Origin of the sequence: Burkholderia diffusa (assembly GCF_902499115.1) — a bacterium.
In the GTDB taxonomy this organism is placed as follows: domain Bacteria; phylum Pseudomonadota; class Gammaproteobacteria; order Burkholderiales; family Burkholderiaceae; genus Burkholderia; species Burkholderia diffusa.
The window spans coordinates 112,930-138,181 of record NZ_CABVPN010000013.1 but is presented as its reverse complement, the minus strand read 5'-3'; the positions used below and the strand labels follow the sequence as shown (position 1 = coordinate 138,181).

Annotated in this window: 27 protein-coding genes and 1 pseudogene; 17 read left to right on the top strand and 11 right to left on the bottom strand. The window is 64.9% G+C overall.

Annotated elements, in window-relative coordinates; genetic code table 11:
* The first annotated feature begins 170 nt into the window (after nt 1-170).
* The 5 genes from BTE28158_RS15240 (at nt 171) to BTE28158_RS15220 (ending at nt 4,601) form a co-directional block, all read left to right on the top strand.
* Nucleotides 171-1,205, top strand: a complete 1,035-nt coding sequence (locus BTE28158_RS15240) for a methionine ABC transporter ATP-binding protein (protein WP_124623398.1) — start codon at nt 171-173, stop codon at nt 1,203-1,205.
* Nucleotides 1,195-1,848 (top strand): methionine ABC transporter permease, encoded by a 654-nt coding sequence (locus BTE28158_RS15235; RefSeq protein ID WP_059529977.1) that lies wholly within the window; start codon nt 1,195-1,197, stop codon nt 1,846-1,848. Before BTE28158_RS15240 ends, BTE28158_RS15235 begins: the two co-directional genes overlap by 11 nt.
* Before the next feature lie 27 nt (nt 1,849-1,875).
* Nucleotides 1,876-2,670: a MetQ/NlpA family ABC transporter substrate-binding protein gene (locus tag BTE28158_RS15230; RefSeq protein ID WP_151047045.1), complete on the top strand. Its 795-nt coding sequence runs from the start codon at nt 1,876-1,878 to the stop codon at nt 2,668-2,670.
* Between the two features lie 229 nt (nt 2,671-2,899).
* Nucleotides 2,900-3,649 (top strand): electron transfer flavoprotein subunit beta/FixA family protein, encoded by a 750-nt coding sequence (locus tag BTE28158_RS15225; RefSeq protein ID WP_059678648.1) that lies wholly within the window; start codon nt 2,900-2,902, stop codon nt 3,647-3,649.
* 16 nt (nt 3,650-3,665) lie between these two features.
* On the top strand, nt 3,666-4,601 hold the full coding sequence (locus BTE28158_RS15220; protein ID WP_151047043.1) for an electron transfer flavoprotein subunit alpha/FixB family protein: 936 nt from the start codon (nt 3,666-3,668) through the stop codon (nt 4,599-4,601).
* 321 nt (nt 4,602-4,922) lie between these two features.
* Here the strand turns inward: BTE28158_RS15220 and BTE28158_RS15215 are convergent, their stop codons facing one another.
* On the bottom strand, nt 4,923-6,209 hold the full coding sequence (locus BTE28158_RS15215; RefSeq protein WP_124623391.1) for a D-amino acid dehydrogenase: 1,287 nt from the start codon (nt 6,207-6,209) through the stop codon (nt 4,923-4,925).
* 144 nt (nt 6,210-6,353) lie between these two features.
* On the opposite strand from BTE28158_RS15215, the gene BTE28158_RS15210 reads away from it, so the two are divergent.
* Both BTE28158_RS15210 and BTE28158_RS15205 read left to right on the top strand, forming a co-directional pair.
* Nucleotides 6,354-6,842, top strand: a complete 489-nt coding sequence (locus BTE28158_RS15210; protein ID WP_006762687.1) for an Lrp/AsnC ligand binding domain-containing protein — start codon at nt 6,354-6,356, stop codon at nt 6,840-6,842.
* Between the two features lie 91 nt (nt 6,843-6,933).
* Nucleotides 6,934-8,112: a PA0069 family radical SAM protein gene (locus tag BTE28158_RS15205; protein ID WP_151047041.1), complete on the top strand. Its 1,179-nt coding sequence runs from the start codon at nt 6,934-6,936 to the stop codon at nt 8,110-8,112.
* A gap of 22 nt (nt 8,113-8,134) precedes the next feature.
* On the opposite strand, the gene BTE28158_RS15200 is transcribed toward BTE28158_RS15205, so the two are convergent.
* Both BTE28158_RS15200 and BTE28158_RS15195 read right to left on the bottom strand, forming a co-directional pair.
* Nucleotides 8,135-8,605, bottom strand: a complete 471-nt coding sequence (locus BTE28158_RS15200; RefSeq protein ID WP_059599369.1) for an NINE protein — start codon at nt 8,603-8,605, stop codon at nt 8,135-8,137.
* A 110-nt stretch (nt 8,606-8,715) separates the two neighbouring features.
* Nucleotides 8,716-9,855, bottom strand: coding sequence for a PQQ-dependent sugar dehydrogenase (locus BTE28158_RS15195; protein ID WP_151047075.1), 1,140 nt, complete (start codon nt 9,853-9,855; stop codon nt 8,716-8,718).
* A 153-nt stretch (nt 9,856-10,008) separates the two neighbouring features.
* Here BTE28158_RS15195 and rpsP point away from each other — a divergent pair, with 153 nt between their 5' ends.
* The 6 genes from rpsP (at nt 10,009) to BTE28158_RS15165 (ending at nt 14,136) form a co-directional block, all read left to right on the top strand.
* Nucleotides 10,009-10,263 carry a 30S ribosomal protein S16 gene (gene rpsP / locus BTE28158_RS15190; RefSeq protein WP_006476550.1) on the top strand — a complete coding sequence of 85 codons (255 nt, stop codon included), beginning with the start codon at nt 10,009-10,011 and terminating at the stop codon, nt 10,261-10,263.
* A 42-nt stretch (nt 10,264-10,305) separates the two neighbouring features.
* A complete protein-coding gene (gene rimM / locus BTE28158_RS15185) occupies nt 10,306-10,983 on the top strand; it encodes a ribosome maturation factor RimM (RefSeq protein WP_124902131.1) in 678 nt (225 codons plus the stop codon).
* Entirely contained in the window at nt 10,983-11,777 is a 795-nt protein-coding gene (trmD, locus tag BTE28158_RS15180) for a tRNA (guanosine(37)-N1)-methyltransferase TrmD (protein ID WP_059599372.1), read from the top strand. Before rimM ends, trmD begins: the two co-directional genes overlap by 1 nt.
* Nucleotides 11,778-11,910: 133 nt before the next feature.
* Nucleotides 11,911-12,303 (top strand): 50S ribosomal protein L19, encoded by a 393-nt coding sequence (gene rplS, locus BTE28158_RS15175; RefSeq protein WP_006753174.1) that lies wholly within the window; start codon nt 11,911-11,913, stop codon nt 12,301-12,303.
* Nucleotides 12,304-12,390: 87 nt separating this feature from the next.
* Entirely contained in the window at nt 12,391-13,077 is a 687-nt protein-coding gene (locus tag BTE28158_RS15170; protein ID WP_151047039.1) for a CoA pyrophosphatase, read from the top strand.
* Between the two features lie 120 nt (nt 13,078-13,197).
* Nucleotides 13,198-14,136, top strand: coding sequence for a CobD/CbiB family protein (locus tag BTE28158_RS15165; RefSeq protein WP_059599374.1), 939 nt, complete (start codon nt 13,198-13,200; stop codon nt 14,134-14,136).
* 78 nt (nt 14,137-14,214) lie between these two features.
* On the opposite strand, the gene BTE28158_RS15160 is transcribed toward BTE28158_RS15165, so the two are convergent.
* From BTE28158_RS15160 to BTE28158_RS15150, 3 genes are read right to left on the bottom strand one after another with little or no spacing between them, the layout of a single operon-like run.
* The gene (locus tag BTE28158_RS15160; protein WP_151047037.1) at nt 14,215-14,532 is read right to left on the bottom strand and encodes a putative signal transducing protein; all 318 of its coding nucleotides are present in this window, start codon (nt 14,530-14,532) and stop codon (nt 14,215-14,217) included.
* A 58-nt stretch (nt 14,533-14,590) separates the two neighbouring features.
* Nucleotides 14,591-15,532, bottom strand: coding sequence for a ribosome small subunit-dependent GTPase A (gene rsgA, locus BTE28158_RS15155; protein ID WP_059599376.1), 942 nt, complete (start codon nt 15,530-15,532; stop codon nt 14,591-14,593).
* Nucleotides 15,529-16,788, bottom strand: a complete 1,260-nt coding sequence (locus BTE28158_RS15150) for a M48 family metallopeptidase (protein ID WP_059599377.1) — start codon at nt 16,786-16,788, stop codon at nt 15,529-15,531. Before BTE28158_RS15150 ends, rsgA begins: the two co-directional genes overlap by 4 nt.
* A 117-nt stretch (nt 16,789-16,905) precedes the next feature.
* Here BTE28158_RS15150 and orn point away from each other — a divergent pair, with 117 nt between their 5' ends.
* Complete coding sequence (gene orn, locus BTE28158_RS15145) at nt 16,906-17,526, top strand: oligoribonuclease (protein WP_059678659.1); 621 nt, start codon at nt 16,906-16,908, stop codon at nt 17,524-17,526.
* A 16-nt stretch (nt 17,527-17,542) separates the two neighbouring features.
* On the opposite strand, the gene mog is transcribed toward orn, so the two are convergent.
* Both mog and yjgA read right to left on the bottom strand, forming a co-directional pair.
* Nucleotides 17,543-18,160, bottom strand: coding sequence for a molybdopterin adenylyltransferase (gene mog / locus BTE28158_RS15140; protein ID WP_081259227.1), 618 nt, complete (start codon nt 18,158-18,160; stop codon nt 17,543-17,545).
* Nucleotides 18,144-18,746 (bottom strand): ribosome biogenesis factor YjgA, encoded by a 603-nt coding sequence (gene yjgA, locus BTE28158_RS15135; protein WP_275404604.1) that lies wholly within the window; start codon nt 18,744-18,746, stop codon nt 18,144-18,146. The genes mog and yjgA overlap by 17 nt, the downstream gene beginning before the upstream one ends.
* 128 nt (nt 18,747-18,874) lie before the next feature.
* Here yjgA and pmbA point away from each other — a divergent pair, with 128 nt between their 5' ends.
* Nucleotides 18,875-20,245, top strand: coding sequence for a metalloprotease PmbA (gene pmbA, locus BTE28158_RS15130; protein ID WP_059523791.1), 1,371 nt, complete (start codon nt 18,875-18,877; stop codon nt 20,243-20,245).
* 83 nt (nt 20,246-20,328) lie between these two features.
* On the opposite strand, the gene BTE28158_RS15125 is transcribed toward pmbA, so the two are convergent.
* Together BTE28158_RS15125 and BTE28158_RS15120 are read right to left on the bottom strand one after the other, a co-directional pair.
* The gene (locus BTE28158_RS15125) at nt 20,329-20,829 is read right to left on the bottom strand and encodes a dihydrofolate reductase (RefSeq protein WP_124902128.1); all 501 of its coding nucleotides are present in this window, start codon (nt 20,827-20,829) and stop codon (nt 20,329-20,331) included.
* 295 nt (nt 20,830-21,124) lie between these two features.
* Nucleotides 21,125-21,418 (bottom strand): hypothetical protein, encoded by a 294-nt coding sequence (locus BTE28158_RS15120; RefSeq protein ID WP_239007111.1) that lies wholly within the window; start codon nt 21,416-21,418, stop codon nt 21,125-21,127.
* Nucleotides 21,419-21,952: 534 nt separating this feature from the next.
* Here BTE28158_RS15120 and BTE28158_RS15115 point away from each other — a divergent pair.
* Nucleotides 21,953-23,350, top strand: a complete 1,398-nt coding sequence (locus BTE28158_RS15115; protein WP_151047031.1) for a sigma-54 dependent transcriptional regulator — start codon at nt 21,953-21,955, stop codon at nt 23,348-23,350.
* 42 nt (nt 23,351-23,392) lie between these two features.
* Nucleotides 23,393-24,163, top strand: a pseudogene (locus BTE28158_RS15110) (thymidylate synthase); the annotation flags it as partial.
* Nucleotides 24,164-24,688: 525 nt separating this feature from the next.
* Here BTE28158_RS15110 and BTE28158_RS15105 read toward each other — a convergent pair.
* Nucleotides 24,689-24,988 carry a helix-turn-helix domain-containing protein gene (locus BTE28158_RS15105; protein WP_239007123.1) on the bottom strand — a complete coding sequence of 100 codons (300 nt, stop codon included), beginning with the start codon at nt 24,986-24,988 and terminating at the stop codon, nt 24,689-24,691.
* Nucleotides 24,989-25,252: the final 264 nt, after the last annotated feature.

The following is a 25,252-nucleotide window of genomic DNA, read 5'->3' as shown; positions in this document are numbered from 1 at the left end:
CGCGGCACTCACACGGCGGACCAGCAGTGCTCCTCTAATTTCGTCTGGTTATGAAAAGATCGAAATCGATTATTAAGTGGAATGAGGCGTTTGCGGTAAAATCGCCGGCTATTCCAGATGCATCGGCGGCCGACTGGCGGGCTTCGCCAGTCGGCCGCCGTTTTGTTTACATGATCGAATTACGCAATCTGTCGCAGCGTTTCCCCGGGCCGACCGGCTGGGTCGACGCATTGCACAACGTCAATCTGACGATCCCGCAGGGCGAGGTGTTCGGCATCATCGGCCGAAGCGGCGCCGGCAAGAGCACGCTCGTGCGCACCATCAACCTGCTCACGCGGCCGACCGAAGGCAACGTCGTCGTCGGCGGGCTCGATCTCACGCTGCTGTCGGCCGGCGCGCTGCGCGAAGCGCGCCGCGAAATCGGCATGATCTTCCAGCACTTCAACCTGCTGTCGTCGCGCACGGTCTTCGACAACGTCGCGTTGCCGCTCGAGCTTGCTGGCGCGAGCCGTGCCGACATCGAGGCCGCCGTGCTGCCGCTGCTCGACCTCGTCGGGCTGTCCGCGCAGAAGGACCGCTACCCTGCTCAGATCAGCGGCGGCCAGAAGCAGCGCGTCGGCATCGCCCGCGCGCTCGCGAGCAAGCCGAAGGTGCTGCTGTCGGACGAAGCGACGTCGGCGCTCGATCCCGAGACCACGCGCGCGATCCTCGACCTGCTGAAGCGCATCAACCGCGAACTTGGCCTGACGATCGTGCTGATCACGCACCAGATGGAAGTGATCAAGCAAGTATGCGATCGCGTGGCGGTGCTCGACGCGGGGCGCGTGGTCGAGGAAGGCCGCGTGATCGACGTGTTCCTGCAGCCGCATCACGAAGTGACGCGCGCGCTGATCGGCGACGTGATCGCGCAGGAACTGCCGCCCGCGCTGAAGGCACGCGTGGCCGAGCGGCTGAAGACGGGCAGCGGGCATTTGCTGCGGCTCGCGTTCACCGGCTCGGGTGTCGACCAGCCGATCCTGTCGGAGACGATTCGCCGGTACGAACTGGATTTCAACATCCTGCACGGCCAGATCGACGAGATCCAGGGGCAGGCGTTCGGGTCGCTCGCGGTGCTCGCGGGCGGCGAACCGGGCAAGGTCGGGCAGGCGCTCGCGTTCCTGCGCGAGCAAGGTGTGGTGGTAGAGGAGCTTTCGTATGTTGAGTGAGATGTTCGATATGTTCGTGCAGTCGTTCTGGGAGACGCTGATCATGGTCGGCATCTCGGGAGCGGTCGGCGCGCTCGTCGGGATGCCGCTCGGCGTGCTGCTCTACCTGACCGACCGCCAGGGCGTGCTGCAGAACCTCGGCGTGAATCGTGTGCTCGGCGGCATCGTGAACGCGGTGCGCTCGACGCCGTTCATCATCCTGTTGGTTGCGGTCATTCCGTTCACGCGGCTCGTCACGGGGTCGTCGATCGGCACGGCTGCGGCGGTCGTGCCGCTGACGCTCGCGGCCGCGCCGTTCGTCGCGCGACTGGTCGAGACCGCGCTGCGCGAAGTCGACCGCGGGCTGATCGAGGCCGCGCAGTCGATGGGCGCGACGACGTCGCAGATCGTGTTCAAGGTGCTGCTTCCCGAATCGCTGCCTGGCATCGTCGCGGGCCTGACGATCACGTTCGTGTCGCTCGTCGGTTATTCAGCGATGGCCGGTGCGATCGGCGGCGGCGGGCTCGGCGATCTCGGGATCCGCTACGGCTACCAGCGCTATCTGCCGGAAGTCATGTGGACGGTCGTCGCGATCCTGATCGTGTTCGTGCAGATCGTGCAATCGTTCGGCGACTGGCTCGTGCGCCGGCTGAGCCATAAGTAAAACGACATTCATTGGTAGGGGGAGACGATGCAACGACGCTTCATGCTGAAGTTCGCGGTCGCACTCGGTGCGGCCGCGCTGTTCGCGAGCGCGCACGCGCAGGCCGAAACCATCAAGGTGGGCGTGACGGGCGGTCCGCACGCGCAGATCATGGACGTGGTGAAGAAGGTCGCGGCCAAGAGCGGCCTCGACATCCGCATCGTCGAATTCTCGGATTACGTGCAGCCGAACGCGGCGCTCGCGTCGGGCGATCTCGACGCAAACAGCTACCAGCACGATCCTTATCTGCAGGCGCAGGTGAAGGATCGCGGCTACAAGCTGATCAAGGTCGCGGATACCGTCACATTCCCGATGGGCATCTATTCGAAGCGGGTGAAGTCGCTGGCCGAGCTGAAACCCGGCGCGCGCATCGCGGTGCCGAATGATCCGACCAATGGCGGCCGCGCGCTGCTGTTGCTGCAGAAGCAGGGGCTGCTGAAGCTGCGTGCGGACGCCGGGTTGAAGGCGACGCCGCTCGACATCGTCGACAATCCGCGCAAGCTGAAGATCGTCGAACTCGATGCGGCGCAGATTCCGCGTTCGCTCGGCGACGTCGACGCCGCGGCGATCAACACCAACTACGCGATGGAAGCCGGGTTGAAGCCGAAACAGGACGCGATCGCGATCGAGGGCCCGAACGGCCCTTACGCGAACGTTCTCGCGATTCGCGACGCTGACCGGAGCAAGCCGTGGGTCGCAAAGCTGGTAGCGGCCTACCATTCCGCGGAAGTGAAGCAGTTCATCGAACAGAAGTTCGGCGGCGCGGTCATCGCCGCCTGGTAACACGTGGTGCTGGGCGCGCCCGGTGACGATTAGAGTTGATGATCGAAAACCCGGGCTTTGCGTCCGGGTTTTTTCTCTTTTAAAATAAAACGACCGTTCGCTATTGTCGGCGCGCCGAAGAGGAGCGTTATCCTCGATAGCCGCGATGGATTGGTCCGCTTGGCCGCGCAGTCATGAGGCCTCGCTATAGAATGGCCTCTGGTCGTATTCGTAACTTTGGAGCGTGTGCATGAAAATCCTGGTGCCAGTGAAAAGAGTGGTCGATTACAACGTGAAGGTCCGCGTGAAGTCGGACAACACGGGCGTCGACATTGCGAACGTGAAGATGTCGATGAACCCGTTCGACGAAATCGCGGTGGAAGAAGCGGTGCGCCTGAAGGAAGCGGGTGTGGCGACCGAAGTGATCGCGGTGTCGGTCGGTGTGACGCAAGCGCAGGAAACGCTGCGTACGGCGCTGGCGATCGGCGCGGATCGCGCGATCCTCGTCGAGTCGAACGACAGCGTCGAGCCGCTGGCGGTGGCGAAGATCCTGAAGGCGCTGGTCGACAAGGAACAGCCGCAACTCGTGATCCTCGGCAAGCAGGCGATCGACGACGATTCGAACCAGACGGGTCAGATGCTGGCCGCGCTGGCGGGCCTGCCGCAAGCGACGTTCGCGTCGAAGGTCACGATCGCCGATGGCCGCGCCACGGTTGCGCGTGAAGTCGACGGCGGCGCGGAAACGCTGTCGCTTCAACTGCCGGCAGTCGTCACGACCGACCTGCGCCTGAACGAGCCGCGCTACGTGACGCTGCCGAACATCATGAAGGCGAAGAAGAAGCCGCTGGAAACGGTGAAGCCGGAAGACCTGGGCGTGGACGTCACGCCGCGTCTGAAGACGCTGAAGGTGGCCGAGCCGCCGAAGCGCGCGGCCGGCGTGAAGGTGCCGGACGTGAAGACGCTGGTCGAGAAGCTGAAGACCGAAGCCAAGGTGCTGTAAGAGGGAGCGGAAAGAAATGACGATTCTGGTGATTGCAGAACATGACAACGCGTCGATCAAGGCCGCGACGCTGAACACGGTGGCGGCGGCCGCGAAGATTGGCGGCGACATTCACATGCTGGTCGCGGGGCACAACGCGCAGGGCGCGGCCGATGCCGCAGCCAAGATTGCAGGTGTGTCGAAGGTGTTGCTGGCCGACGCGCCGCAGCTCGAAGCGGGCCTGGCGGAAAACGTCGAAGCGACCGCGCTGAACATCGCGAAGGACTACTCGCACATCCTCGCGCCGGCAACCGCCTACGGCAAGAACATCGCGCCGCGCATCGCCGCGAAGCTGGACGTTGCACAGATTTCGGACATCACGGCGGTCGATTCGGCCGACACGTTCGAGCGTCCGATCTACGCAGGCAACGCGATTGCGACGGTTCAGTCGAGCGATCCGATCAAGGTGATCACGGTGCGTGCAACGGGTTTCGATCCGGTGGCGGCGGAAGGCGGCAGCGCGTCGGTCGAGAAGATCGAAGCGGCGGCAGATGCAGGCAAGTCGCAGTTCGTGAGCCGTGAGGTGACGAAGCTGGACCGTCCGGAGCTGACGTCGGCGAGCATCATCGTGTCGGGCGGCCGCGGTCTGGGTAGCGGTGAAAACTACACGAAGGTGCTGGAGCCTCTGGCCGACAAGCTGTCGGCAGCGCTTGGCGCATCGCGCGCGGCAGTCGATGCAGGCTACGTGCCGAACGACTATCAGGTCGGCCAGACCGGCAAGATCGTTGCGCCGCAGCTGTACATCGCGGTGGGCATCTCGGGTGCGATCCAGCACCTGGCCGGCATGAAGGATTCGAAGGTGATCGTCGCGATCAACAAGGATCCGGAAGCGCCGATCTTCAGCGTGGCCGATTACGGCCTCGTCGGCGACCTGTTCGCGCTCGTGCCGGAACTCGTGAACGAACTGGGCTGACACAGTGTGACTTGACGCTTCGGCGGCAAGTACGCAGGACGAGGGGCGCGATACGCGCCCCTTTTTTTGTGCGACGACAGAAGCCGGCGGGGTGTTCTGTCGGGCAGCGAGCCGTGCTCGCTCAATGCCGCGCCGAACATGTCGTCGTGTGGACAGGTGGGCCAGAAGCGTTGATCGTCGGCGCGAATGGCAACGACCGTGCGCGAGTCGACGGAGGCCCTGTTCCGAGGCCGCAACGCATTCGCTGTAACGAAAAAGGCGCCCCGAGGGCGCCTTTTTCGTTGAGGCGGACCGGCCTGCGTCGCGGCGGGCCGTTCCGACTTATGCATATGCCGGGCGCGTCTGGCCGGCTACGTCCTTCAGGTAGCGATGCACCGACAGGTCGTCGGCCTGGATTGCCGGCTTCTTGCCCGAGATCAGGTCGGCGAGCAGCTGGCCCGACCCGCACGACATCGTCCAGCCGAGCGTGCCGTGGCCGGTGTTCAGAAACAGGTTCGAGACCGGCGTGCGGCCGACGATCGGCGTGCCGTCCGGCGTCATCGGGCGCAGGCCTGTCCAGAACGTTGCCTTCGACGTGTCGCCGCCGCCCGGGAACAGGTCGTTCACGCACATTTCGAGCGTCTCGCGACGCGCGGCACGCAGGTTCTTGTCGAAGCCGACGATCTCCGCCATGCCGCCGACGCGGATGCGCTGGTCGAAACGCGTGATCGCGATCTTGTAGGTTTCGTCCAGCACCGTCGACACGGGCGCGGCCGTCTCGTCGACGATCGGCGCGGTGATCGAATAGCCCTTCAGCGGATAGACGGGGATCTTCATCAGGTTTGAGATGAAGTTGGTGGAGTACGACCCGAGCGCGACGACATATGCATCCGCGCGCACCGTCTCGCTGCCGCACTGCACGCCGGCGATCTTGCCGCCCGCGATCGCGAGCGCGTCGATCGGCGTGTTGTAGCGGAACTTCACGCCGAGCGATTCTGCGAGCGCCGCGAGGCGCGTCGTGAACAGCTGGCAGTCGCCGGTTTCATCGCCCGGCAGGCGCAGGCCGCCCGTCAGCTTGTGCGACACGGCGGCAAGCGCCGGTTCGGCATTCTTGAGCTCGGCCGGCGACAGCAGTTCGAACGGCACGTTGGCTTCCTGCAGCACCGCCATATCCTTCGCCGCGCCGTCGAGTTGCTGCTGCGTGCGGAACAGTTGCAGCGTGCCGCCCGTGCGGCCTTCGTACTGGATACCCGTGTCGGCGCGCAGCGCCTGCAGGCAATCGCGGCTGTATTCGGCGAGGCGGACCATGCGGCCCTTGTTGACTGCATAGCGCTCGGCCGTGCAGTTGCGCAGCATCTGCCACATCCACTGGAGCTGGAAGCGCGTGCCGTCGAGGCGGATCGCGAGCGGCGCGTGCTTCTCGAACATCCACTTGACGGCCTTCAGCGGCACGCCGGGCGCGGCCCACGGCGCGGCATAGCCGGGCGAGATCTGACCTGCGTTCGCGAAGCTCGTCTCGAGCGCCGGACCGGCTTCCCGGTCGATCACCGTGACTTCATGACCGGCGCGCGCGAGGTAATACGCGCTTGCCACGCCCACCACACCGCTGCCCAGAATGACGACTCGCATAGCTGCTCCAGATGGAAGGATCAGGTCGAGGCCGGGCGCACCTGCGTCTCCGTGTAACCTCTAGCTGATCTAGTTTTTTGCGCTATGGTATTGTCGAATGTGTAGGTTTTGTTATCGTATTTTTCAGGTTTTCAGCATAAACAAATGAGAACGCAACGCCAGCCAGTACGCTCGCTCGACAAGCTCGATCGGCGCATCCTCAAACTGCTCCAGGACGACGGCCGGATGGCGATGAAGGACCTCGCGGAGCAGGTCGGGCTGACCGTCACGCCGTGCATCGAACGCGTGCGGCGCATGGAGCGCGACGGCGTCATCACCGGCTATCACGCACGCGTCGATCCGGGACAACTGGGTGCCGCGTTGCTGGTGTTCGTCGAGATCACGCTCGGCCACAAGGGCGGCAACATGTTCGAGCAGTTCCGGCGCGAAGTGATGAAGATCGACGAGGTGCTCGAATGTCATCTCGTGTCCGGCGACTTCGACTACCTGATCAAGGCGCGGATCGGTGAAATGGCCGACTATCGCAAGCTGCTGGGCGACATCTTGCTGCAGCTGCCTGGCGCGGTGCAGTCGAAGAGCTATGTCGTGATGGAAGAAATCAAGGAGACGCTGACGATCTCGGTCGGCGAATGACCCTGGCTGTGGCCGACAGTCCGTCCCTCTATCTCGCCCTTGGCATGCTGCACCCAATACTGTATAAATGTACAGTATTGGGTGCAGGCGAATGGGTGAGTGCATGGGCGGTCGGTCCGACAACGAATTTCCTATAGCGCCGCCGGCGCCCCGCAAGGGGCGTGGTGCGGTCGACAACCTCCAGGGGCGATACGAAACGGCGCTGCGTGAAGCGGTCGACGACGGCTGGACCCACGAATCGGCCGACACCGATCTGCCGGCTCCGCTGCGCACGCAGGTGTTCGAGGAGCGCGCGAAGAGCATCCTCACGCACAACCAGTCGCCAGACATACCGTTCAGCGTGTCGCTCAATCCGTATCGCGGCTGCGAGCATGGCTGCATTTACTGCTTTGCACGGCCGACCCATAGTTATCTCGGTCTGTCGCCGGGGCTCGATTTCGAGAGCCGCATCTATGCGAAGGTCAACGCTGCCGAATTGCTCGAGCGCGAGATTTCGCGCAAGCGCTACGTGCCGGAGCCTATCGCGCTTGGCGTCAACACCGATGCATACCAGCCCGTCGAGCGCGATCTGCGCATCACGCGCAGCGTGATCCAGGTGATGCACGATCACGGGCTGCCGTTCGCCGCGATCACGAAATCGTCACTGATCGAGCGCGATCTGGATCTGCTGGCCCCGATGGCCGAGCGCGGGCAGGTGATGGCCGCGGTCACGATCACGACGCTCGATGCCGATCTCGCGCGTACGCTCGAGCCGCGTGCGGCGACGCCGGCGCGCCGGCTGCGCACGATCCGCGCGCTGCGCGACGCGGGCGTGCCGGTGGGCGTCAGCATTGCACCGATGATCCCGTTCGTCACCGAGCCGGACATGGAGCGTGTGCTGGAAGCCTGTGCGGAAGCCGGCGCAACGCACGCGAGTTACATCATCCTGCGGCTGCCGTGGGAGGTCGCGCCGCTGTTCAAGAACTGGCTCTCCGCGCATTTCCCCGATCGCGCGGAGCGCGTGATGAACCGCGTGCGCGACATGCGCGGCGGGAAGGACTACGACTCGGATTTCGCGAAGCGGATGAAGGGCGAGGGAATCTGGGCAGACCTGTTGCGGCAGCGGTTCCGTCAGGCCGTGAAGCGGCTCGGGTTGAACGAGCGCGCGAACGGCATTCTGGATCTGTCGCAGTTTCGCGGTGCGCCGGCGACCGGGGCGGCAGCGCAGCGCCCGATGGCGGGCGCAACCGGCGCGACGTCGCGTGACGACGTGCAGCTGAGGCTGTTCTGAGCTGACCGACGCGCGTCGGTGCTTATTGCGAGATTTGCTTCGCCGCTTCGACTTGCGATTCGAAATATGTCTGGAAGGACAGCGCGAGCGCGGTCATCAGCAGGAACGCACCGATCAGCAGCGAGAAGATCACGATGAAGATCACAGTCCAGCCTGACTGGCTGTGCTTGCCGGTATCGGCATTGAATTGCGCGTCCCATTTCTCGTCGGGGCGCAGGCCGTAGACGAGCGCGGCGAGGAACGCAGCCAGAAGCGAGATCGCACCCGGCACGGCGAGCCACCAGCCGAGGTTGGCACTGCGCTGGGTCGCGGCGAGCAGCAGGAAACCCGGGATCCCGACGATCGTCGCGAGCAGGTGCGCCCAGCCGTACACGTCGCGAAAGCCGTACAGGTAGAAGCGGTGCGCACCGAGCGAGCCGAGGAGGAACGCGAGGGCGGCGGTGAGCGTCTTGGAGCGAAAGCGGCGGGACGACGATGCGGTGCTGCTGGACATGGATGGCGGCGGATTATCGTTGGCATGGGCGGCCGGCAGGCCGGCGCGGGGCGCGTGGCCCGGCAGGCATTCTACGATGCCCGGTCCGGCCGGGTCACCCCTTGCCTGCGTCAAGGTGCCGCATAGGTGACGCGATAGATGGTGCCTGCGTAGTCGTCGCTGACGAGCAGCGAGCCGTCGGGCAGCGGCAGTACGTCGGCCGGGCGCCCCCACACGGTGCCGTCCGCTCGCAGCCAGCCGGTGATGAACGGTGTCTGGCTTGCGTGGCTGCCGTCGGCCGACACGACCGCGCGCATCACGCGATAGCCGACCTTCGTGCTGCGATTCCACGAACCGTGCTCGGCAATGAAGATGTTGTTGCGATATGACGCCGGAAACATCGGCCCCGTATAGAAGCGCATGCCGAGCGCCGCGACGTGCGCGCCAAGTTTCAGCACGGGCGGCACGTAGCGGTGGCACACGTCGGCGCTCCCGAATTCAGGGTCAGGCGTGTCGCCGCCGTGGCAGTATGGAAAGCCGAAATCGAGGCCTGCGCGCGGCGCACGGTTCAGTTTGTCGTCGGGCACGTCGTCGCCCATCAAGTCGCGCCCGTTGTCGGTGAACCACAGCTCGCGCGAATCGGGGTGCCAGGCAAAGCCGACGGTATTGCGCACGCCGCGGGCAAACACTTCTCGGCCGCTGCCGTCCGCGTTCATGCGTGCGATGATCGCGTATCGGCCGCGATCGGCGAGGCACACGTTGCACGGTGCGCCGGTTGGCACGTAGAGCTTGCCGTCGGGGCCGAATGCGATGAATTTCCAGCCGTGATGATGATCGGTCGGCAGCGCGTCCGTCACGACCGCCGGCGCCGGAGGACTGGCGAGCCGGTCGTCGATGTGGTCGAGGCGCAGAATGCGCGACACGGCGGAGATATAGAGCGCGCCGTCGCGATACGCGACGCCGACGGGCATGTCGAGCCCCGATGCGATCACGTATCCGGCCGTGATCCGGCCCTCCTGCATCACGAATGCATGCACGCGACCTTCCCGCGACCCGACATACAGGATTCCGCGGGGCGACCATGCCATTTCGCGGGCGGTCGGCACGGCGTCGGTCAGCACGTCGACATGGAAGCCGGATGGCACGACGAGTTTGTCCACCGGCGTTGCGGCGCAAGCCGCGGCTGCTGCGAGACAGGTGACGAGGCCGGTCAGCAAGCCCGCGAGGCGGTGCTGCGCGCGGCGCGCCTGGGTGACGCAAAATAGCGGCATGGCGGCGGTGAGCGTCGTGGACACGACGATTGTATGCCTGGCGCGCAGGGAGTCCGTGGAATTTTTGCGCGTAAGTGTTTGTTGTGGCTTTGGTTTCCGGCTATAATCGCACGTTTCAGTAGTTTCGAACCCGGTTTCCCCGAAGGATTTCATATGGTTATCATCCGTCTGGCTCGCGGCGGCTCGAAGAAGCGCCCGTTCTACAACATCGTCGCTACCGATTCGCGCAACCGTCGTGACGGCCGCTTCATCGAGCGCGTCGGCTTCTACAACCCGGTCGCCACGAAGGGCGAATCGCTGCGTATCGCTCAGGACCGTCTGACGTACTGGCAAGGCGTTGGCGCGCAACTGTCGCCGACCGTTCAGCGTCTCGTGAAGGAAGCGCAAAAGGCGCAACCGGCTGCCTAACATGGCGCGGTGTGCCGGTCGTGCCGGCTGCAAGGAGCATTGATGTCCGGTCACGATTCCGGTAACGCAAAGCGCGGGCGAGCGTCATTTGGCGCATTCGTCCGCAAGCCGGTCGAGCGCGACACTGTCGCGAGCGCCGGTGAGGCTGCCGAGTCGGGCAGTCTCGAGGCGGTGCAAGCCTGGCCCGACGATGCTGTCGAGGTCGGGGCGGTAGTCGACGCCTACGGCCTGAAAGGCTGGGTCAAGGTGGCGACGCATGCCGACGCCGGTCGTGGCGGCGATGCGTTGCTCAACGCGCGCTGCTGGTGGCTGGAACGGGGTGGGGAGCGGTTGTCCGCCCGCATCCTGCAGTCGAAGACGCACGGCGACACTGTCGTCGCGCATACCGCGGGTGTCAGCGACCGCGATGCCGCGCTGGCTTTGCGCGGCTTTCGCGTGTTCGTGCGCCGGGAAGATTTCCCGGTATTGGCCGCGGACGAATTCTATTGGGTCGACCTGATCGGCCTCGAGGTCGTCAACGAGCAATCGGTGGCGCTCGGGACGGTGAGCGGGATGATCGACAACGGCGTGCATTCGATCATGCGCGTCGAGTATCCGGCAGTCGGCAAGGATGGTCGGCCGACCACCGGCGAACGGCTGATTCCGTTCGTCGGCGTCTACGTCAAAACGGTGGATCAGGCGGCACGTCGCATCGTCGTCGACTGGGAAGCCGATTACTAATGAACCAGGTTACGGAGAGCGCGGTGCAGTTTGACGTCGTCACGCTCTTTCCCGAAATGTTCCGCGCGCTGACCGACTGGGGCATCACCAGCCGTGCCGTGAAGCAGGGGCGCTTCGGGCTGCGCACCTGGAATCCGCGTGATTTCACGACGGACAACTACCGCACGGTCGACGATCGTCCGTACGGCGGCGGTCCGGGCATGGTGATGCTGGCCAGGCCGCTCGAGGCTGCGATCGGTGCGGCGAAAGCAGCGCAGGCGGAGCAGGGCGTCGCGAGCACGCGTGTGGTGATGATGTCGCCGCAAGGTGCGCCGTTCACGCACGAACGTGCGGTGCGAATGGCGCAGGAGCCGGGTGTCATCGTGCTGTGTGGCCGCTACGAGGCGATCGATCAACGTCTGCTCGACCGTTGCGTTGACGAGGAAATCAGCCTCGGCGATTTCGTTCTGTCCGGCGGCGAACTGCCGGCGATGGCGATGATGGATGCCGTTGTGCGCCTGCTGCCCGGCGTGCTGAACGATGCGCAGTCGGCCGTGCAGGACAGCTTCGTCGACGGGCTGCTTGATTGTCCGCATTACACGCGCCCCGAGGAGTACGAGGGGATGCGCGTGCCGGACGTGCTGCTCGGTGGCCATCATGCCGAGATCGAGCGGTGGCGGCGCCAGGAAGCATTGAGAAATACGTTGCGGAAGCGGCCGGACCTGATCGTCCGGGCGCGCCGCGAAAAGTTGTTGAGCCGTGCCGACGAGGCCTGGCTTGCGAACCTCGCACGCGAAGCGAAGAACGCCTCCTGAGGCGGCGTCGCGGGCGGGAAATGGCGGTGCCGTGCATGCGTGCGCGGCGCCTGATGTGAATCCATCCTCTATCGGGGCCAAGCCTGGAAGCAGGCGGGTGCAAACGCCGACAAGATGGTTTTAGGAGTCAGTGATGAATCTGATTGCAAAACTTGAGCAGGAAGAGATCGAGCGCGCGCTCGCCGGCAAGACGATCCCCGAATTCGCCCCGGGCGACACGGTGATCGTGAACGTGAACGTGGTTGAAGGTAACCGCAAGCGCGTTCAGGCGTACGAAGGCGTCGTGATCGCGATTCGCAACCGTGGTCTGAACTCGAACTTCATCGTCCGCAAGATCTCGTCGGGCGAAGGCGTCGAGCGTACGTTCCAGACCTACTCGCCGCTGCTGGCGAGCATCGTCGTGAAGCGTCGCGGTGATGTGCGTCGTGCGAAGCTGTACTACCTGCGCGAGCGTTCGGGCAAGTCGGCTCGAATCAAGGAAAAGCTGGTGTCGAAGGATCGCGCCGCAGCAGCTTCCCAAGAGTAAGAGCTGTAAGGAAAAAGCACCCACCCGGGTGCTTTTTTCATTCTGGCGCGACAATATGCTCGATACGTCACGAACTCGAGACCCCGATTGAATCGCCGCCCCATCATTGATCCCGAAGTGCTGCCGGTCGAAGGCACCGGCGCCGGCCTGCCGTCCATCGAATCCCGCTTGATGACGCCGCCCGGGCTGCGCGAGCGTTTCGCGCGCACGCTCGAATGGAGCGTCGAGCCCGGAGAGGTACGGCTGCAGGAGGGCGTCGATCCGCGCAGCGCTGCCGTCCTCATCCCGCTCGTCGTTCGCGAGAGCGGTCTCACGGTGCTGCTGACCCAGCGCGCCGATCACCTGAACGACCATGCCGGGCAGATCAGCTTTCCCGGTGGTCGCCGCGAGCCGTTCGATCGCGATGCGACGGCGACCGCGTTGCGCGAGGCGAAGGAAGAAATCGGCCTGGCCGCCGAACCGGTGGAGATTCTCGGTGCGCTACCCGACTACCTGACGGGGACCGGCTTCTGCGTGACGCCCGTCGTGAGTCTCGTGCATCCCCCGTTCACCGTGCAGGCCGACACGTTCGAAGTTGCCGAGATTTTCGAGGTGCCGCTCGCGTTCCTGATGAGTCCGTCGAACCACCAGGTGCGCGTGTTCCGCTGGGAAGGCGGCGAGCGTCGTTTTTTTGCGATGCCCTATCCGAACGGCGAATCGGCCGGGTATTACTTCATCTGGGGCGCAACTGCCGGCATGTTGCGCAATCTGTACCGCTTCTTGGCAGCCGGATAGCATCCCACCCTAACCTGCGCACGCGGCCGGCTGCCGGCCCGTCGCGTCGGCAGCCATGCGCCCCTTACGCTGTGCTATCGTTATGCAAAAAATGACATAACTCCGAAGACGGCACCACGCATGACTTTCTTTTCGGTTCTTCTCGCCCTCATCATCGAACAGGTCCGCGCGTTGTCGCCGAGCAATCCGGTGTTCGCGCTGTTCCAGTTTCATGCGGAAACCGTCGCCCATGGCCTCGACGCCGGCAAGCAAAAGCATGGCCTGCTCGCATGGATCGCAGTCGTGCTGCCGTGGGTTCTGGTCGTCGCGCTGATCTACTTCCTGCTGTTCAAGGTGAGCTTCGTGCTCGCGTTCATCTGGAACGTCGTCGTCGTGTATTTCACGCTCGGCTTCCGCCAGTTCAGCCACTACTTCACCGATATCCATCTCGCGCTTAACAACGACGACGTGCCGCGCGCGCGTGAAATCCTGCACGAGTGGACGGGCCTCGATACGGTCGACATGCCGGTCGGTGAAATCGTCCGCCATACGCTGATTCATGCGGTCGTTGCGTCCCATCGCCACGTGTTCGGCGTGTTCTTCTGGTACGTGCTGCCGATCGGTCCGGCCGGAGCCGTGCTGTACCGCATCTCCGAATATCTCGCGCGCAGCTGGTCGACGCCGGGCGACGATCGCACGGCCGCGTTCTCGACGTTCGCGCAGCGCGCGTTCTTCGTGATCGACTGGATTCCGTCGCGACTGACCGCGCTCGGCTTCGCGATCGTCGGCAACTTCGAGGATGCGATCTACGCGTGGCGCAATCACACGCGCCAGTGGCCCGACCCGAACGATGGCGTGCTGCTCGCGGCCGGCAGCGGCGCGCTTGGCGCGCGCCTCGCGGGGCCGCTCGCGGAACCGTCGAGTCTCGACGCGTTGGCGGTCGGTGACAGCGGCCCGTTGACGGTCGGTGATGATTGCACGCCGCGCACGCTGCAGTCCGCGGTCGGCCTGGTTTGGCGCGCCGTGATCCTGTGGATGATCCTGCTGTTGATGCTGACGCTGGCCGTCTGGGTGTCGTGACGCGGCAGCGAACATGCGCGATGAAACGAAAAGGCCGGCTTCATGCCGGCCTTTTTGCTGTGCGTCCGGTCAGTCCGCTCAGTCGTCGAGCGGATCGCGTACGGCGCCGCATTGCCAGCAGGCGGTGAACTGGGCCTCCAGCGCCTCGCCGCATTGGCGGCAGCGCCACGGAACGGCGCCGGCCGACGGGCCGTGCGACGCCGCATCGAGGAGCCGCCGGGCGAGTGCATCGTCGCGCTCGTCGTCGAGCCACAGCTCGGGGGCGCAAGCGTCGGCGGGCAAGCCGCCGAGCGCGCCGGTCGCGTAGCAGTTGTGCAATTCGCAGCCGATGCCGGCCACCTGCAGCACATTCGCCCAATGCTGCGCGGTGGCGAGATCGGGGGCCCTGAAACGCATCGCGGCTCCTGTCGGTGAAGGCCGGGCCGGCCCCGGCCGCCTTCTGTCCGCCGTGCGGTCAGCGGACGATCTGGCTTGCCTCGTGCACGAGCTGTGCGTAAAGCGCATGCCGCGACGGTGAAATGCGGCCGTCGGAGACGGCTTCGAGAATCGCGCAGCCCGGCTCGTGCAGATGATGACAATTATAGAAACGGCAGTCCGCGAGCAGCGGGCGGAATTCCGGGAACGCGCGCTCGAGGCGGCCTTCCGTCAGGTGGTAGAGGCCGAATTCCTGGAAGCCCGGCGAATCGATCAGTGCGCCGCCGCCTTCGAGCGGGTAGAGGCGCGTGAACGTCGTCGTATGGCGGCCGCTGTTGAGCGCGGCCGAGATTTCGCGGGTCGCGGCTTCGGCATCGGGCACGAGCAGGTTCACGAGCGTCGACTTGCCCATCCCGGACTGGCCGAGCAGGATCGTCGAATGCCCGGCCAGATGCGGCATCAGTTGCGCGCGCGCATCGTCGGGCGAGCCCTTCACCGACAGTTCGAGCACGTCGTAGCCGAGCGCGCGGTAGGGCGCGAGGCGCTCGCGGGCGACCGGCAGCGCGGCCTCGACGTCGATCTTGTTCAGCACGACGAGCGGCTTCAATTCGTTCGCTTCGGCCGCGATCAGCGCGCGGCCGAGGAGGTCCTCGCTGAAATAGGGCTCGGTTGCGAGCACGATCAGCAGCTGGTCGAGGTTGGCCGCGAACAGCTTCGACTTGAACTGGTCGGAACGGTACAGCAGGTTGCGCCGCTCGCCGATCTCGACGATCACGCCCTGGTCCGCCGACGCCTGTTCGTACACGACGCGGTCGCCGACCGCGATCTCGCTTTTCTTGCCGCGGGGGAAGCACTGCAGCATCGGGCCGCCGTCGTCGGGTGCGACGATGTAGTGGCGGCCGTGCGCCGCGATCACGCGGCCTTCGACACGCGACGCGCCTGATGCGCGCGGAGCCGGCTTGCGGGAGGTCGGCCGGCTCATGCGTGCTGCATCAGGCGGTCGATCCGCTGCGACGCCGGCGGATGCGAGTAGTAGAAGGCCGTGTAGACCGGGTCAGGCGTGAGGGTCGACGCGTTGTCCTCGTAAAGCTTCACGAGCGCGCTGATGAGATCCTGCGCGTCGGTCTGGCTGGCCGCGAACGCGTCGGCCTCGAATTCATGCTTGCGCGACGTGAGGCTGCTGAACGGCGTCGCGAAAAACAGGAACACGGGGATCGCGAGGAAGAACAGCACGAGCGCGGCGCCCGCGTTGCTCGTGTCGAGCGAAGGCGTGACGCCGAGCCCCGTGTAGAACCACGTGCGCTGCGCGAGCCAGCCGAGTAGCGCGAGCAGCACGAGACTCAGCACGAACGACACGAGCATCCGCTTCATTACGTGGCGGCGCTTGAAGTGGCCGAGTTCGTGCGCGAGCACCGCCTCGATCTCCTGGCCGGACAGCCGCGCGAGCAGCGTGTCGAAGAACACGATCCGCTTCGATGCGCCGAAGCCCGTGAAATACGCGTTGCCGTGCGCGGAACGGCGGCTGCCGTCCATCACGAACAGGCCCTTCGCCGCGAAGCCGCACCGTTTCATCAGCGACTCTATGCGCGTGCGCAGCGCTTCGTCCTTCAGCGGTTCGAACTTGTTGAAGATCGGCGCGATGAAGGTCGGGTAGATCAGCAGCACGAGCATCTGGAATGCGACCCAGACGATCCAGGTCCACAGCCACCACAGGCTGCCGGCCTGGTTCATCAGCCACAGCACGACGAACAGGAGCGGCAGGCCGAGCACGGCGCCGAGCAGCGTGTTCTTCAGCATGTCGGTGAAGAACAGGCGCTTGGTCATGCGGTTGAAGCCGAACCGCTGTTCGATCCCGAACTGGCGGTAATACTCGAACGGCACGTCGATCACGCTCATGGTTGCGAGCACGGCGGCGACGAGCGCGACCTGCTGCCCGTAGCCGCGGCCAAACCAGCCCGTCAGCAGCGTGTCGAGGGCACCGACGCCGCCGAGCAGCGTGAGGCCGACCAGCACGGCCGCGCTGACAACAATTTCAAACATCGCCAGCCGGGTGCGCTCGACCGTGTAGTCGGCCGCGCGCTGGTGGGCGGTCAGCGGAATGGTGGCGCTGAACTGCGCGGGCACGCCGTTGCGGTGCGCGGCGACGAAGCGGATCTGCCGCGACGCGAGCCACAGCTTGGTAACGACCATCGCGAGCACGGCGAGCGCGAACAGCAGGGTGAACGAAAAGGGTGACATCGAAGGCGCCAAAGGGTTCTATGCGAGAATTATATGTTCTTGCGGACCGGGCCCGCTCACGCGATGCCGGCCGCCCGGGCGGCGCCGCGCGCCGTCCGCCATTTTCCAGGATGACTCATGACCGATACCGCCGCTTCCGCCAGCCAGCCCGCGCTCGTGCGCAACGAGTTGAACCTCGTCTGGCTCGACATGGAGATGACGGGCCTCGACCCGGATAACGACCGCATCATCGAAATCGCGGTCGTCGTGACCAATTCCACGCTCGACATCGCCGTCGAAGGCCCCGTGTTCGCGATCCACCAGAGCGACGAAACGCTCGCGAAGATGGACGACTGGAACAAGTCGACGCACGGCCGCTCGGGCCTGATCGACCGCGTGCGCGCGTCGACCGTGACCGAGGCGGACGCCGCCGCGCAGCTGCAGGCGTTCCTCGCGCAGTACGTATCGCCCGGCAAGTCGCCGATGTGCGGCAATTCGATCTGCCAGGATCGCCGTTTCATGGCGCGCTGGATGCCGGAATTCGAGAAATTCTTCCACTACCGCAATCTCGACGTCAGCACGCTGAAAGAGCTGTGCCGCCGCTGGCAGCCCGCGATCTACAAGGGCTTCCAGAAGCGCGCGATGCACACGGCACTCGCGGACATCCACGAGTCGATCGACGAACTGAAGTACTACCGCGAGCATTTCCTGATTCCGGCCGCGTCGGCGCCGGCAGGCGAGTCCGCACCGGCCGCCTGAGCGGGCCGGCACGCGCTCAGCGCGGCGCGCGTTGAGCGCTCTTCGGCCGGAACGCCGCGACCACTGCGGCGTCGGTCTCGATGTACGGGCCGCCGATCAGGTCGATGCAGTAGGGCACGGCCGCGAAGATGCCGGGCACGGTCGACTTGCCGTCGGCGTCGCGCAGCCCTTCGAGCGTTTCCCGGATCGACTTCGGCTGGCCGGGCAGGTTGATGATCAGGGCCGCGTGGTCGGCCGTCTCGCGGATCACCGCGACCTGTCGCGACAGGATCGCGGTCGGCACGAAATTCAGGCTGATCTGCCGCATCTGTTCGCCGAATCCCGGCATTTCCTTCGTCGCAACGGCCAGCGTGGCTTCCGGCGTCACGTCGCGCCGCGCCGGGCCGGTGCCGCCGGTCGTCAGCACCAGATCGCAGCCTGCCACGTCGACGAGTTCTGCCAGCGTGGCGGAGATCGTCGGCGCGTCGTCCTGGATCAGCCGGGTTTCGGCGCGCCACGGCGAGCGCAATGCGCCGGCGAGCCATTCCTGCAGCGCCGGAATGCCCTTGTCCTCATAAACACCCGTGCTCGCGCGGTCGCTGATCGACACGAGGCCGACCACGAGCTCGTCCGGGTGGTTACGCTTCGTCGTCATGGTCGTCTCCGGCGTCGTCGGCCGCTTCGTCATCCCCGTCGGGCGTACCGCTCGCGGTTTTGATCCACTGGAACAGCTCGCGGAAATAGCGCGGCGGCTTGCCTTGCTGCGCTTCCTTGCGCGCGTTGCGGATCAGCGTGCGGCCTTCCTGGATGTCGGCTTCGGGGTGCTGGCGGAGGAATTCGGTCAGCGCGTCGTCGTTGGCGAGCAGCTGTTCGCGCGTGCGCTCGATCCAGTGCAGGCGAGCGGTCGCGGCCTTGTTCACGCCTCGCTGGGCGTCCAGCGCGGTGCGCAGCGCGGCCGTTTCATCCTCGGTCAGCGAGCGCATCACGCGGCCGACGTACTGGAGCTGGCGGCGCTTGCCTTCGTGGTCGGTGATCCGACGTGCCTCGCGCACGGCGTCGGCGAGGTCCTCGGGCATCGGCATGCGCTTGAGCGCGTCCTTCGGCAGGTCGACCAAGGCCTGGCCGAGCTCCTGCAGCGCGTGCATCTCGCGTTTCAACTGGGATTTGCTGGGGCGATCGTAGCCGTTGCCGACGTCGTCGTCGGCATGCTCGATCGGCTGGATTCGGGTTTTGCGTGTCATGGGCGGCATTGTATCGCGGCGCGAACACCCCAAGCTTGTCGGTATGCGGCCCCGGACCTTGCTATGATCGCGGGATACGCAACATTTTGAACATGCGGGCGGCTCGCCCGCCACCGGATATCACGACGATGGCAGCCAATCTCGACGTACAAGCGCGCTATTTCCCGCACACGCAGGACCAGCTCAAAGAAATTGCCTCGGACATCCTTCGCCATGCGAAGGCGCTCGGCGCGACGGACGCCGCGACCGAAATCTCCGAAGGCGACGGCCTGTCGGTGTCGGTGCGCCGCGGCGAGGTCGAGACGATCGAACACAACCGCGACAAGATGGTCGGCGTGACGGTGTTCATCGGCAAGAAGCGCGGCAACGCGAGCACGTCGGACTTCTCGCCGGCCGCGATCAAGGATACCGTCGCCGCCGCGTACAACATCGCGCGCTTCACGGCCGAGGACGACGCGGCCGGCCTCGCCGAGGCCGAGCTGCTCGAAACCGACCCGCGCGACCTCGATCTCTACCACCCGTGGGCGCTGACGGCCGATGAGGCCGTCGAGCTCGCCCGTCGCGCGGAGGACGCCGCGTTCGCGGTCAGTCCGCAGATCCGCAACTCGGAAGGCGCGAGCGTGTCGGCGCAGCATTCGCAGTTCGTGCTCGCGACGTCGCGCGGCTTCCTTGCCGGCTACCCGTACTCGCGCCACTACATCGCGTGTGCGCCGATCGCGGGCACCGGCCGCCACATGCAGCGGGACGACTGGTATTCGTCGAAGCGCAGCGCGGTCGACCTCGCTGCGCCGGAAGCCGTCGGGCGCTATGCGGCCGAGCGTGCGCTGGCGCGGATGGGCGCGCGCCGTCTCGACACCCGCAAGGTGCCCGTGCTGTTCGAGGCGCCGCTCGCGGCCGGCCTGCTCGGCGCATTCGTGCAGGCCGTCAGCGGCGGCGCGCTGTACCGCAAGACGTCGTTCCTCGTCGACAGCCTCGGCAAGCCGGTGTTCGCACCGCACGTGCAGGTCGTCGAGGATCCGCACGTGCCGCGTGCAATGGGCAGCGCGCCGTTCGACGAGGAAGGCGTGCGCACGCGTGCGCGCAGCGTCGTCAGCGACGGTGTCGTCGAAGGCTACTTCCTGTCGACCTATTCGGCGCGCAAGCTCGGCACGCAGACGACCGGCAACGCGGGCGGTTCGCACAACCTCGCGCTGCGCAGTTCGAACACGCAGCCGGGCGATGATTTCGACGCGATGCTGAAGAAGCTCGGCACGGGCCTGCTGTTGACGGAGCTGATGGGGCAGGGCGTGAACTACGTGACCGGCGACTATTCGCGCGGCGCGGCCGGCTTCTGGGTCGAGAACGGCGTGATCCAATATCCGGTCGAGGAAATCACCGTCGCGAGCACGTTGCAGGAGATGTTCCGGCATATTGTCGCGATCGGCGCGGATTCGATCGTGCGCGGTACGAAGGAAACGGGCTCGGTGCTGATCGAGCAGATGACGATCGCCGGCCAGTAAGCGGCGCGGCGTCGGCCGCCATGAAACGAAAAAGCCCGACTGGCGTGAGTGCGCCGGTCGGGCTTTTTGTCGTGTGCCGCGTGTCAGTCGCGCTTGCGCGCGTAGACGACGAACGCATAGCCGAACGTGTTCGGCGCGGCGGCCTGGTGCGGATCGCGCGACACTTCTTGCCAGTGCGCGGGATCGGGCGCCGGGAACGACGCATCGCCGTCGAAGTCCGCGTCGATCTCGGTGACGACCAGCTTGTCGGCGAGTTCCAGACCTTCCGCATAGAGCTGTGCGCCGCCGATCAGGAATGCTTCGGCCACCCCGTCGCGCGCGGCGAGCGCGAGCGCATCGGCGAGCGACGTGACGGTGTCGCAGCCGTCGAAGCGGCGCGCTGCGTCGCGCGTGACGACGATATTGCGGCGGCCCGGCAGCGGCCGGCCGATCGACTCGTGGGTCTTGCGGCCCATCACGATCGGCGCGCCCATCGTCGTGCGCTTGAAGAACGCGAGGTCCTCGGGAAGTTTCCAGGGCAACTGGTTGTCGCGGCCGATGATGCCGTTGCGGGCGCGCGCGACGATCAGGGTCAACGTCGTCATGAAGGTCGGAGAAGAGGAGAACCGGAATGGCGCCGATTCTACCGGAATGGCGGCGCGCGACCGCATCGATGCGGATGCGCGGGCGGTTTGGCAGATTCCGGTCCGCCGCACCTCGCCGACGGTGGCGACGAGGTGCGGCCTTTGCGCCGTAATGTCCTGAATAAAAAGAGTGCCCGCCGGGGGACGGACACAAAAACGGTTCGCGTCGAGATATCGGCGCTGTGTGAATTGACCTGACTCATCTCGCTCGTCTGTAATCCTCATCAATTGAGCGGCATGTGGCGTCGTGAGCAGATTATTGATGCACGCGGTTTCCGGCGTTTCCCTCCATCGCATGCTGTGCGTTGCCGGGAAGCGGAACAGGAATCGGTACCGGCAGCGGAGTAGGCGGGGCGAGCTCGTCCCACAGCGTCACCCATGTCTTGCTCGACGAACGCGGTTGGGGTGCGGCGACCGGCACGATACCGATGCGGTTGTCCTGTTGCGTGTGCGGCGCGTTATCGGCAAGCAGCATCGCGCGTTCGGGCCGCGCGCTTTCTTCCGCGCGGGCCGGCATGAACGGACACGCGAGCGCGAATGCAATCGTCATCTGCACACAAGACCGTGAAAAAAGTGTTCGCATGGCTGCCTTCTCCGATCCGTTGCACATTCAGCGAAATACATGCCATCGGGCGAAGAGCATTGTCGCGTCTGCGATTCGCGGGGGAGCATCGTGAATCGCAATCGAAAACGCCGGGAAATGTTTCAGGCGTGAAACGAAGGGGCTTGGGAGTACTGCGGATTCATTCGATACGCTTCAAGGATGAAAATCTGGGCGTGTGTCGATGCAGGTACGCGTCACTGCGCGTGTGCTTATGTGCAGATGATTGATAAACGTCGACCATTGAGCGATTCGGCCGCTCGCCCATTTGCGCTGCAATCGGTTTGTCGTATTCAGCGCCTATAACTAAGCCGTCGTGACCCAAAAATAACTGGACGCGAGACAAGCGCCATCATGCGAGGCTGGTCGTCGCCGCGCATCGGCATGGCGAATCGAGCCGCTTCGGCTGACCCGGTTCGATCCTTTAGCACGCGACTTGGCGTGTGCTGCAATCGTTAGACGGTTGATGAACGGGGTGGGCATATGGGAGCCGAGCAGCGGCATGTGATCTATTTCTCGCGCGAGCCGAACGACGCGTTGCGCGGGCGTTTCGACGAATGCGGGTGGCGCGTCGATCTTGCGGAAAGCGCACGCGACGTGCGGCGTGTCGTGCAGCACGGCGTGGCAACCGCCGGCCTGCTTGATTTCTCGCCGGGCTTTCGGCCCGCGGATCTGCGCGAACTCGAAACGTGTCTGAGCATCCAGCACATCGGCTGGATCGCGGCGACCCGGCGTGGGCAGTTGCAGGACGCGTCGCTGCGGCATCTCATTCGCGACTATTGCTTCGACTACGTGACGATGCCGTACGAGGCGTCGCGCATCGTCGAGACCATCGGCCATGCGCACGGCATGGTCGCACTGACCGACCCGGTGGCGGCGCCCGTCGGCGCCGGGCGCGCCGAAGGCGAGATGGTCGGCACCTGCGACGCGATGCTCGGACTCTTCAGGACGATCCGGCGCGTCGCCACGACCGATGCGCCGGTGTTCATCTCCGGCGAATCGGGTACCGGCAAGGAACTGACGGCCGTTGCGATCCACGAGCGCTCGGCGCGCGCGCAGGCGCCGTTCGTCGCGATCAATTGCGGTGCGATTCCGTCGACGCTGCTGCAAGCCGAGCTGTTCGGCTATGAGCGCGGCGCTTTTACGGGCGCGAACCAGCGCAAGATCGGCCGTGTCGAGGCCGCGAACGGCGGCACGCTGTTTCTCGACGAGATCGGCGACCTGCCGCTCGAGAGCCAGGCGAGCCTGCTGCGATTCCTGCAGGAAGGCAAGATCGAGCGGCTCGGCGCGCATGTGTCGGTGCCGGTCGACGTGCGCGTGATCTGCGCGACGCACGTGAACATGGAAGCGGCGCTGCGCGACGGGCTGTTCCGCGAGGACCTGTTCCATCGGCTGTGCGTGCTGAAGATCGAGGAGCCGCCGCTGCGCGCGCGCGGCAAGGATATCGAGTTGCTGGCGCGCCACATGCTCGAGCGTTTCAAGGGTGATGCGCATCGCCGCCTGCGTGGCTTCTCGCCGGATGCGATCGCCGCGCTGTACGGCTATTCGTGGCCCGGCAACGTGCGCGAGCTGATCAATCGCGTGCGCCGCGCGATCGTGATGTCGGAGGGCCGGATGATTACCGCAGCCGATCTCGAACTCAACGAATTCGCGATCCTGGCGCCCGTCTCGCTGACCGAGGCGCGGGAAGCGGCCGAACGGCAGGCGATCGAGCAGGCGCTGCTGCGCCACCGCGGCCGTTTCGCCGATGCGGCGCGCGAACTCGGCGTGTCGCGTGTCACGCTGTACCGGCTGATGTGCGCGCATGGCATGCGCGATCGCAGCGACCCGCTGGGAGGGTTTTCGGCGCCGTTGCCGGAGGTTCCGCGTCACGCTTGCTAAAATTGGCGGGTGACGGCCGCCCTCGCGGCCGAAGGAACCCGCATGAAACAGTACCTCGACCTCGTTCGCACCATCCTCGACACCGGCACCTGGCAGGAGAACCGCACGGGCATCCGCACCATCAGCATGCCCGGTGCGATGCTGCGGTTCGACCTGCAGCAAGGTTTCCCGGCCGTGACGACCAAGAAGCTCGCGTTCAAGTCCGCGATCGGCGAACTGGTCGGCTTCCTGCGGGCGTCGCGCAGCGCGGCCGATTTCCGCGCGCTCGGCTGCAAGGTGTGGGACGCGAACGCGAACGACAATGCGCAGTGGCTCGCGAACCCGTACCGCCAGGGCGTCGACGACTTGGGCGACGTGTACGGCGTGCAATGGCGCCAGTGGCCCGGCTACAAGGTGCTCGACGCGGGCGCCGACGCGCAGGTCGCCGACGCGACGCGCCGCGGTTTCCGGATCGTCACGCGCTTCGACGAGGACGGCGCGCCGAAGGTGCTGCTGTACAAGGCGATCGACCAGTTGCGCCAGTGTCTCGACACGATCATGGAGAACCCGGCCGATCGCCGCATTCTGTTTCACGCGTGGAATCCGGCCGTACTCGACCAGATCGCGCTGCCCGCGTGCCATCTGCTGTACCAGTTCCTGCCGAACGTCACGAAGCGCGAGATTTCGCTGTGTCTGTACATCCGCAGCAACGACGTCGGGCTCGGCACGCCGTTCAACCTGACGGAAGGGGCTGCGCTGCTGTCGCTCGTCGGTCGGCTGACGGGTTATACGCCGCGCTGGTTCACGTACTTCATCGGTGACGCGCACATCTTTATGGAACCTAAAAAAGTACCAACCTACCACTGACATTGGGTTACAGCCCAATTCCTCTCGGTACTTTCTCAAAAAGTACCAGCCTACTGGGTCAGCGGTCCGGTCTGTCCATTACTCTGTCCCCAGATATTTGCTCGTTGGGATTGACCCAAAAGTCAGCTCTCAGCATGAGCGCCCAGCTTACCTTCGGTCGGTAGACCCCTTGGACGAGTGACGCGCAGCATAGTCGGCACCGAAGCCCGATGCGCCACGCTGACGCTTAAGCGTCTATCTAAAATTTAAGCTCAGTCGCTAGATGTGGGATGCCAGATACCACCACTCTTGAGGTTTATCGTTACGTCGACGCCAGCGACTTGGCAGACGTTCTGGGTATTTCCTTGCGCGCGGTTGTTTTTCGAGCACGTCACCACCCTTGGCTGCTTCCGCCGCGTGCTCCGCTGTACGACCGAGAGCTCTTGCGCTGGCGCGCCGATGTCGTTGACAGTTGGATGACCGGCACTCGGTTTTAGATGTTTCCCCGTGGTCTTAGGGGGCGCCTCTGACATCAGTTCTTTTCTTTCGGCCGACCTTGATAGGTACCGGTTGCTCAGTAGGTTCTACAAGCAAGAGCGATTCTTGGACTCCGAGCGCATTGGCGAGCGAGACCAAATTGTCCAAAGTTACGTTCGCCGACCCTCGTTCAATCTGGCCTAGATGATTCCGGTGCAATCCCACGCGGTCCGCGAGCACCTCTTGCGATAGCCCAAGTTTGCCTCGCAGCAGCTTTAGATTTGTAGCAAGCCGCAGCCGCGCGGCCTTCTGCTGGGGTGTTGTGGTGTCTTCCATATGCGACAGGAGCATCGCCTATCGCATGCCGTGAATCCACCCTGTATAAAGTGGCAATTTATAAATTGCCAATCTTTACATTGCATATATTTCGTTTTAGACTTTAGGCGATGGGCGCACATGCCTGAATAGACGACTTGCATGTGGGACGGCTCAACAATTCGCGCTCTGCCTTTGCGAGGCAGGGCAGAGCGCGCTTTTTTGCAGGAATGACGTGCCATCGACGTCGCGCAATCGTTTGAGGATGCTAGGCAGGATGCTGAA

What these genes read in the sequence shown, in the direction of transcription:
- BTE28158_RS15235 (WP_059529977.1), top strand. Translation starts at nt 1,195, where the DNA reads ATGTTGAGTGAGATGTTCGATATGTTCGTGCAGTCGTTCTGGGAGACG.
- BTE28158_RS15220 (WP_151047043.1), top strand. Translation starts at nt 3,666, where the DNA reads ATGACGATTCTGGTGATTGCAGAACATGACAACGCGTCGATCAAGGCC.
- BTE28158_RS15195 (WP_151047075.1), bottom strand. Translation starts at nt 9,855, where the DNA reads ATGCCGCTATTTTGCGTCACCCAGGCGCGCCGCGCGCAGCACCGCCTC.
- BTE28158_RS15240 (WP_124623398.1), top strand. Translation starts at nt 171, where the DNA reads ATGATCGAATTACGCAATCTGTCGCAGCGTTTCCCCGGGCCGACCGGC.
- BTE28158_RS15105 (WP_239007123.1), bottom strand. Translation starts at nt 24,988, where the DNA reads ATGGAAGACACCACAACACCCCAGCAGAAGGCCGCGCGGCTGCGGCTT.
- BTE28158_RS15230 (WP_151047045.1), top strand. Translation starts at nt 1,876, where the DNA reads ATGCAACGACGCTTCATGCTGAAGTTCGCGGTCGCACTCGGTGCGGCC.
- mog (WP_081259227.1), bottom strand. Translation starts at nt 18,160, where the DNA reads ATGACGACGAAGCGTAACCACCCGGACGAGCTCGTGGTCGGCCTCGTG.
- BTE28158_RS15215 (WP_124623391.1), bottom strand. Translation starts at nt 6,209, where the DNA reads ATGCGAGTCGTCATTCTGGGCAGCGGTGTGGTGGGCGTGGCAAGCGCG.
- pmbA (WP_059523791.1), top strand. Translation starts at nt 18,875, where the DNA reads ATGGCAGCCAATCTCGACGTACAAGCGCGCTATTTCCCGCACACGCAG.
- orn (WP_059678659.1), top strand. Translation starts at nt 16,906, where the DNA reads ATGACCGATACCGCCGCTTCCGCCAGCCAGCCCGCGCTCGTGCGCAAC.
- BTE28158_RS15200 (WP_059599369.1), bottom strand. Translation starts at nt 8,605, where the DNA reads ATGTCCAGCAGCACCGCATCGTCGTCCCGCCGCTTTCGCTCCAAGACG.
- BTE28158_RS15205 (WP_151047041.1), top strand. Translation starts at nt 6,934, where the DNA reads ATGGGTGAGTGCATGGGCGGTCGGTCCGACAACGAATTTCCTATAGCG.
- BTE28158_RS15165 (WP_059599374.1), top strand. Translation starts at nt 13,198, where the DNA reads ATGACTTTCTTTTCGGTTCTTCTCGCCCTCATCATCGAACAGGTCCGC.
- BTE28158_RS15150 (WP_059599377.1), bottom strand. Translation starts at nt 16,788, where the DNA reads ATGTCACCCTTTTCGTTCACCCTGCTGTTCGCGCTCGCCGTGCTCGCG.
- BTE28158_RS15125 (WP_124902128.1), bottom strand. Translation starts at nt 20,829, where the DNA reads ATGACGACGTTGACCCTGATCGTCGCGCGCGCCCGCAACGGCATCATC.
- trmD (WP_059599372.1), top strand. Translation starts at nt 10,983, where the DNA reads ATGAACCAGGTTACGGAGAGCGCGGTGCAGTTTGACGTCGTCACGCTC.
- BTE28158_RS15210 (WP_006762687.1), top strand. Translation starts at nt 6,354, where the DNA reads ATGAGAACGCAACGCCAGCCAGTACGCTCGCTCGACAAGCTCGATCGG.
- rplS (WP_006753174.1), top strand. Translation starts at nt 11,911, where the DNA reads ATGAATCTGATTGCAAAACTTGAGCAGGAAGAGATCGAGCGCGCGCTC.
- BTE28158_RS15120 (WP_239007111.1), bottom strand. Translation starts at nt 21,418, where the DNA reads ATGACGATTGCATTCGCGCTCGCGTGTCCGTTCATGCCGGCCCGCGCG.
- BTE28158_RS15160 (WP_151047037.1), bottom strand. Translation starts at nt 14,532, where the DNA reads ATGCGTTTCAGGGCCCCCGATCTCGCCACCGCGCAGCATTGGGCGAAT.
- rpsP (WP_006476550.1), top strand. Translation starts at nt 10,009, where the DNA reads ATGGTTATCATCCGTCTGGCTCGCGGCGGCTCGAAGAAGCGCCCGTTC.
- BTE28158_RS15115 (WP_151047031.1), top strand. Translation starts at nt 21,953, where the DNA reads ATGGGAGCCGAGCAGCGGCATGTGATCTATTTCTCGCGCGAGCCGAAC.
- rimM (WP_124902131.1), top strand. Translation starts at nt 10,306, where the DNA reads ATGTCCGGTCACGATTCCGGTAACGCAAAGCGCGGGCGAGCGTCATTT.
- yjgA (WP_275404604.1), bottom strand. Translation starts at nt 18,746, where the DNA reads ATGACACGCAAAACCCGAATCCAGCCGATCGAGCATGCCGACGACGAC.
- BTE28158_RS15225 (WP_059678648.1), top strand. Translation starts at nt 2,900, where the DNA reads ATGAAAATCCTGGTGCCAGTGAAAAGAGTGGTCGATTACAACGTGAAG.
- rsgA (WP_059599376.1), bottom strand. Translation starts at nt 15,532, where the DNA reads ATGAGCCGGCCGACCTCCCGCAAGCCGGCTCCGCGCGCATCAGGCGCG.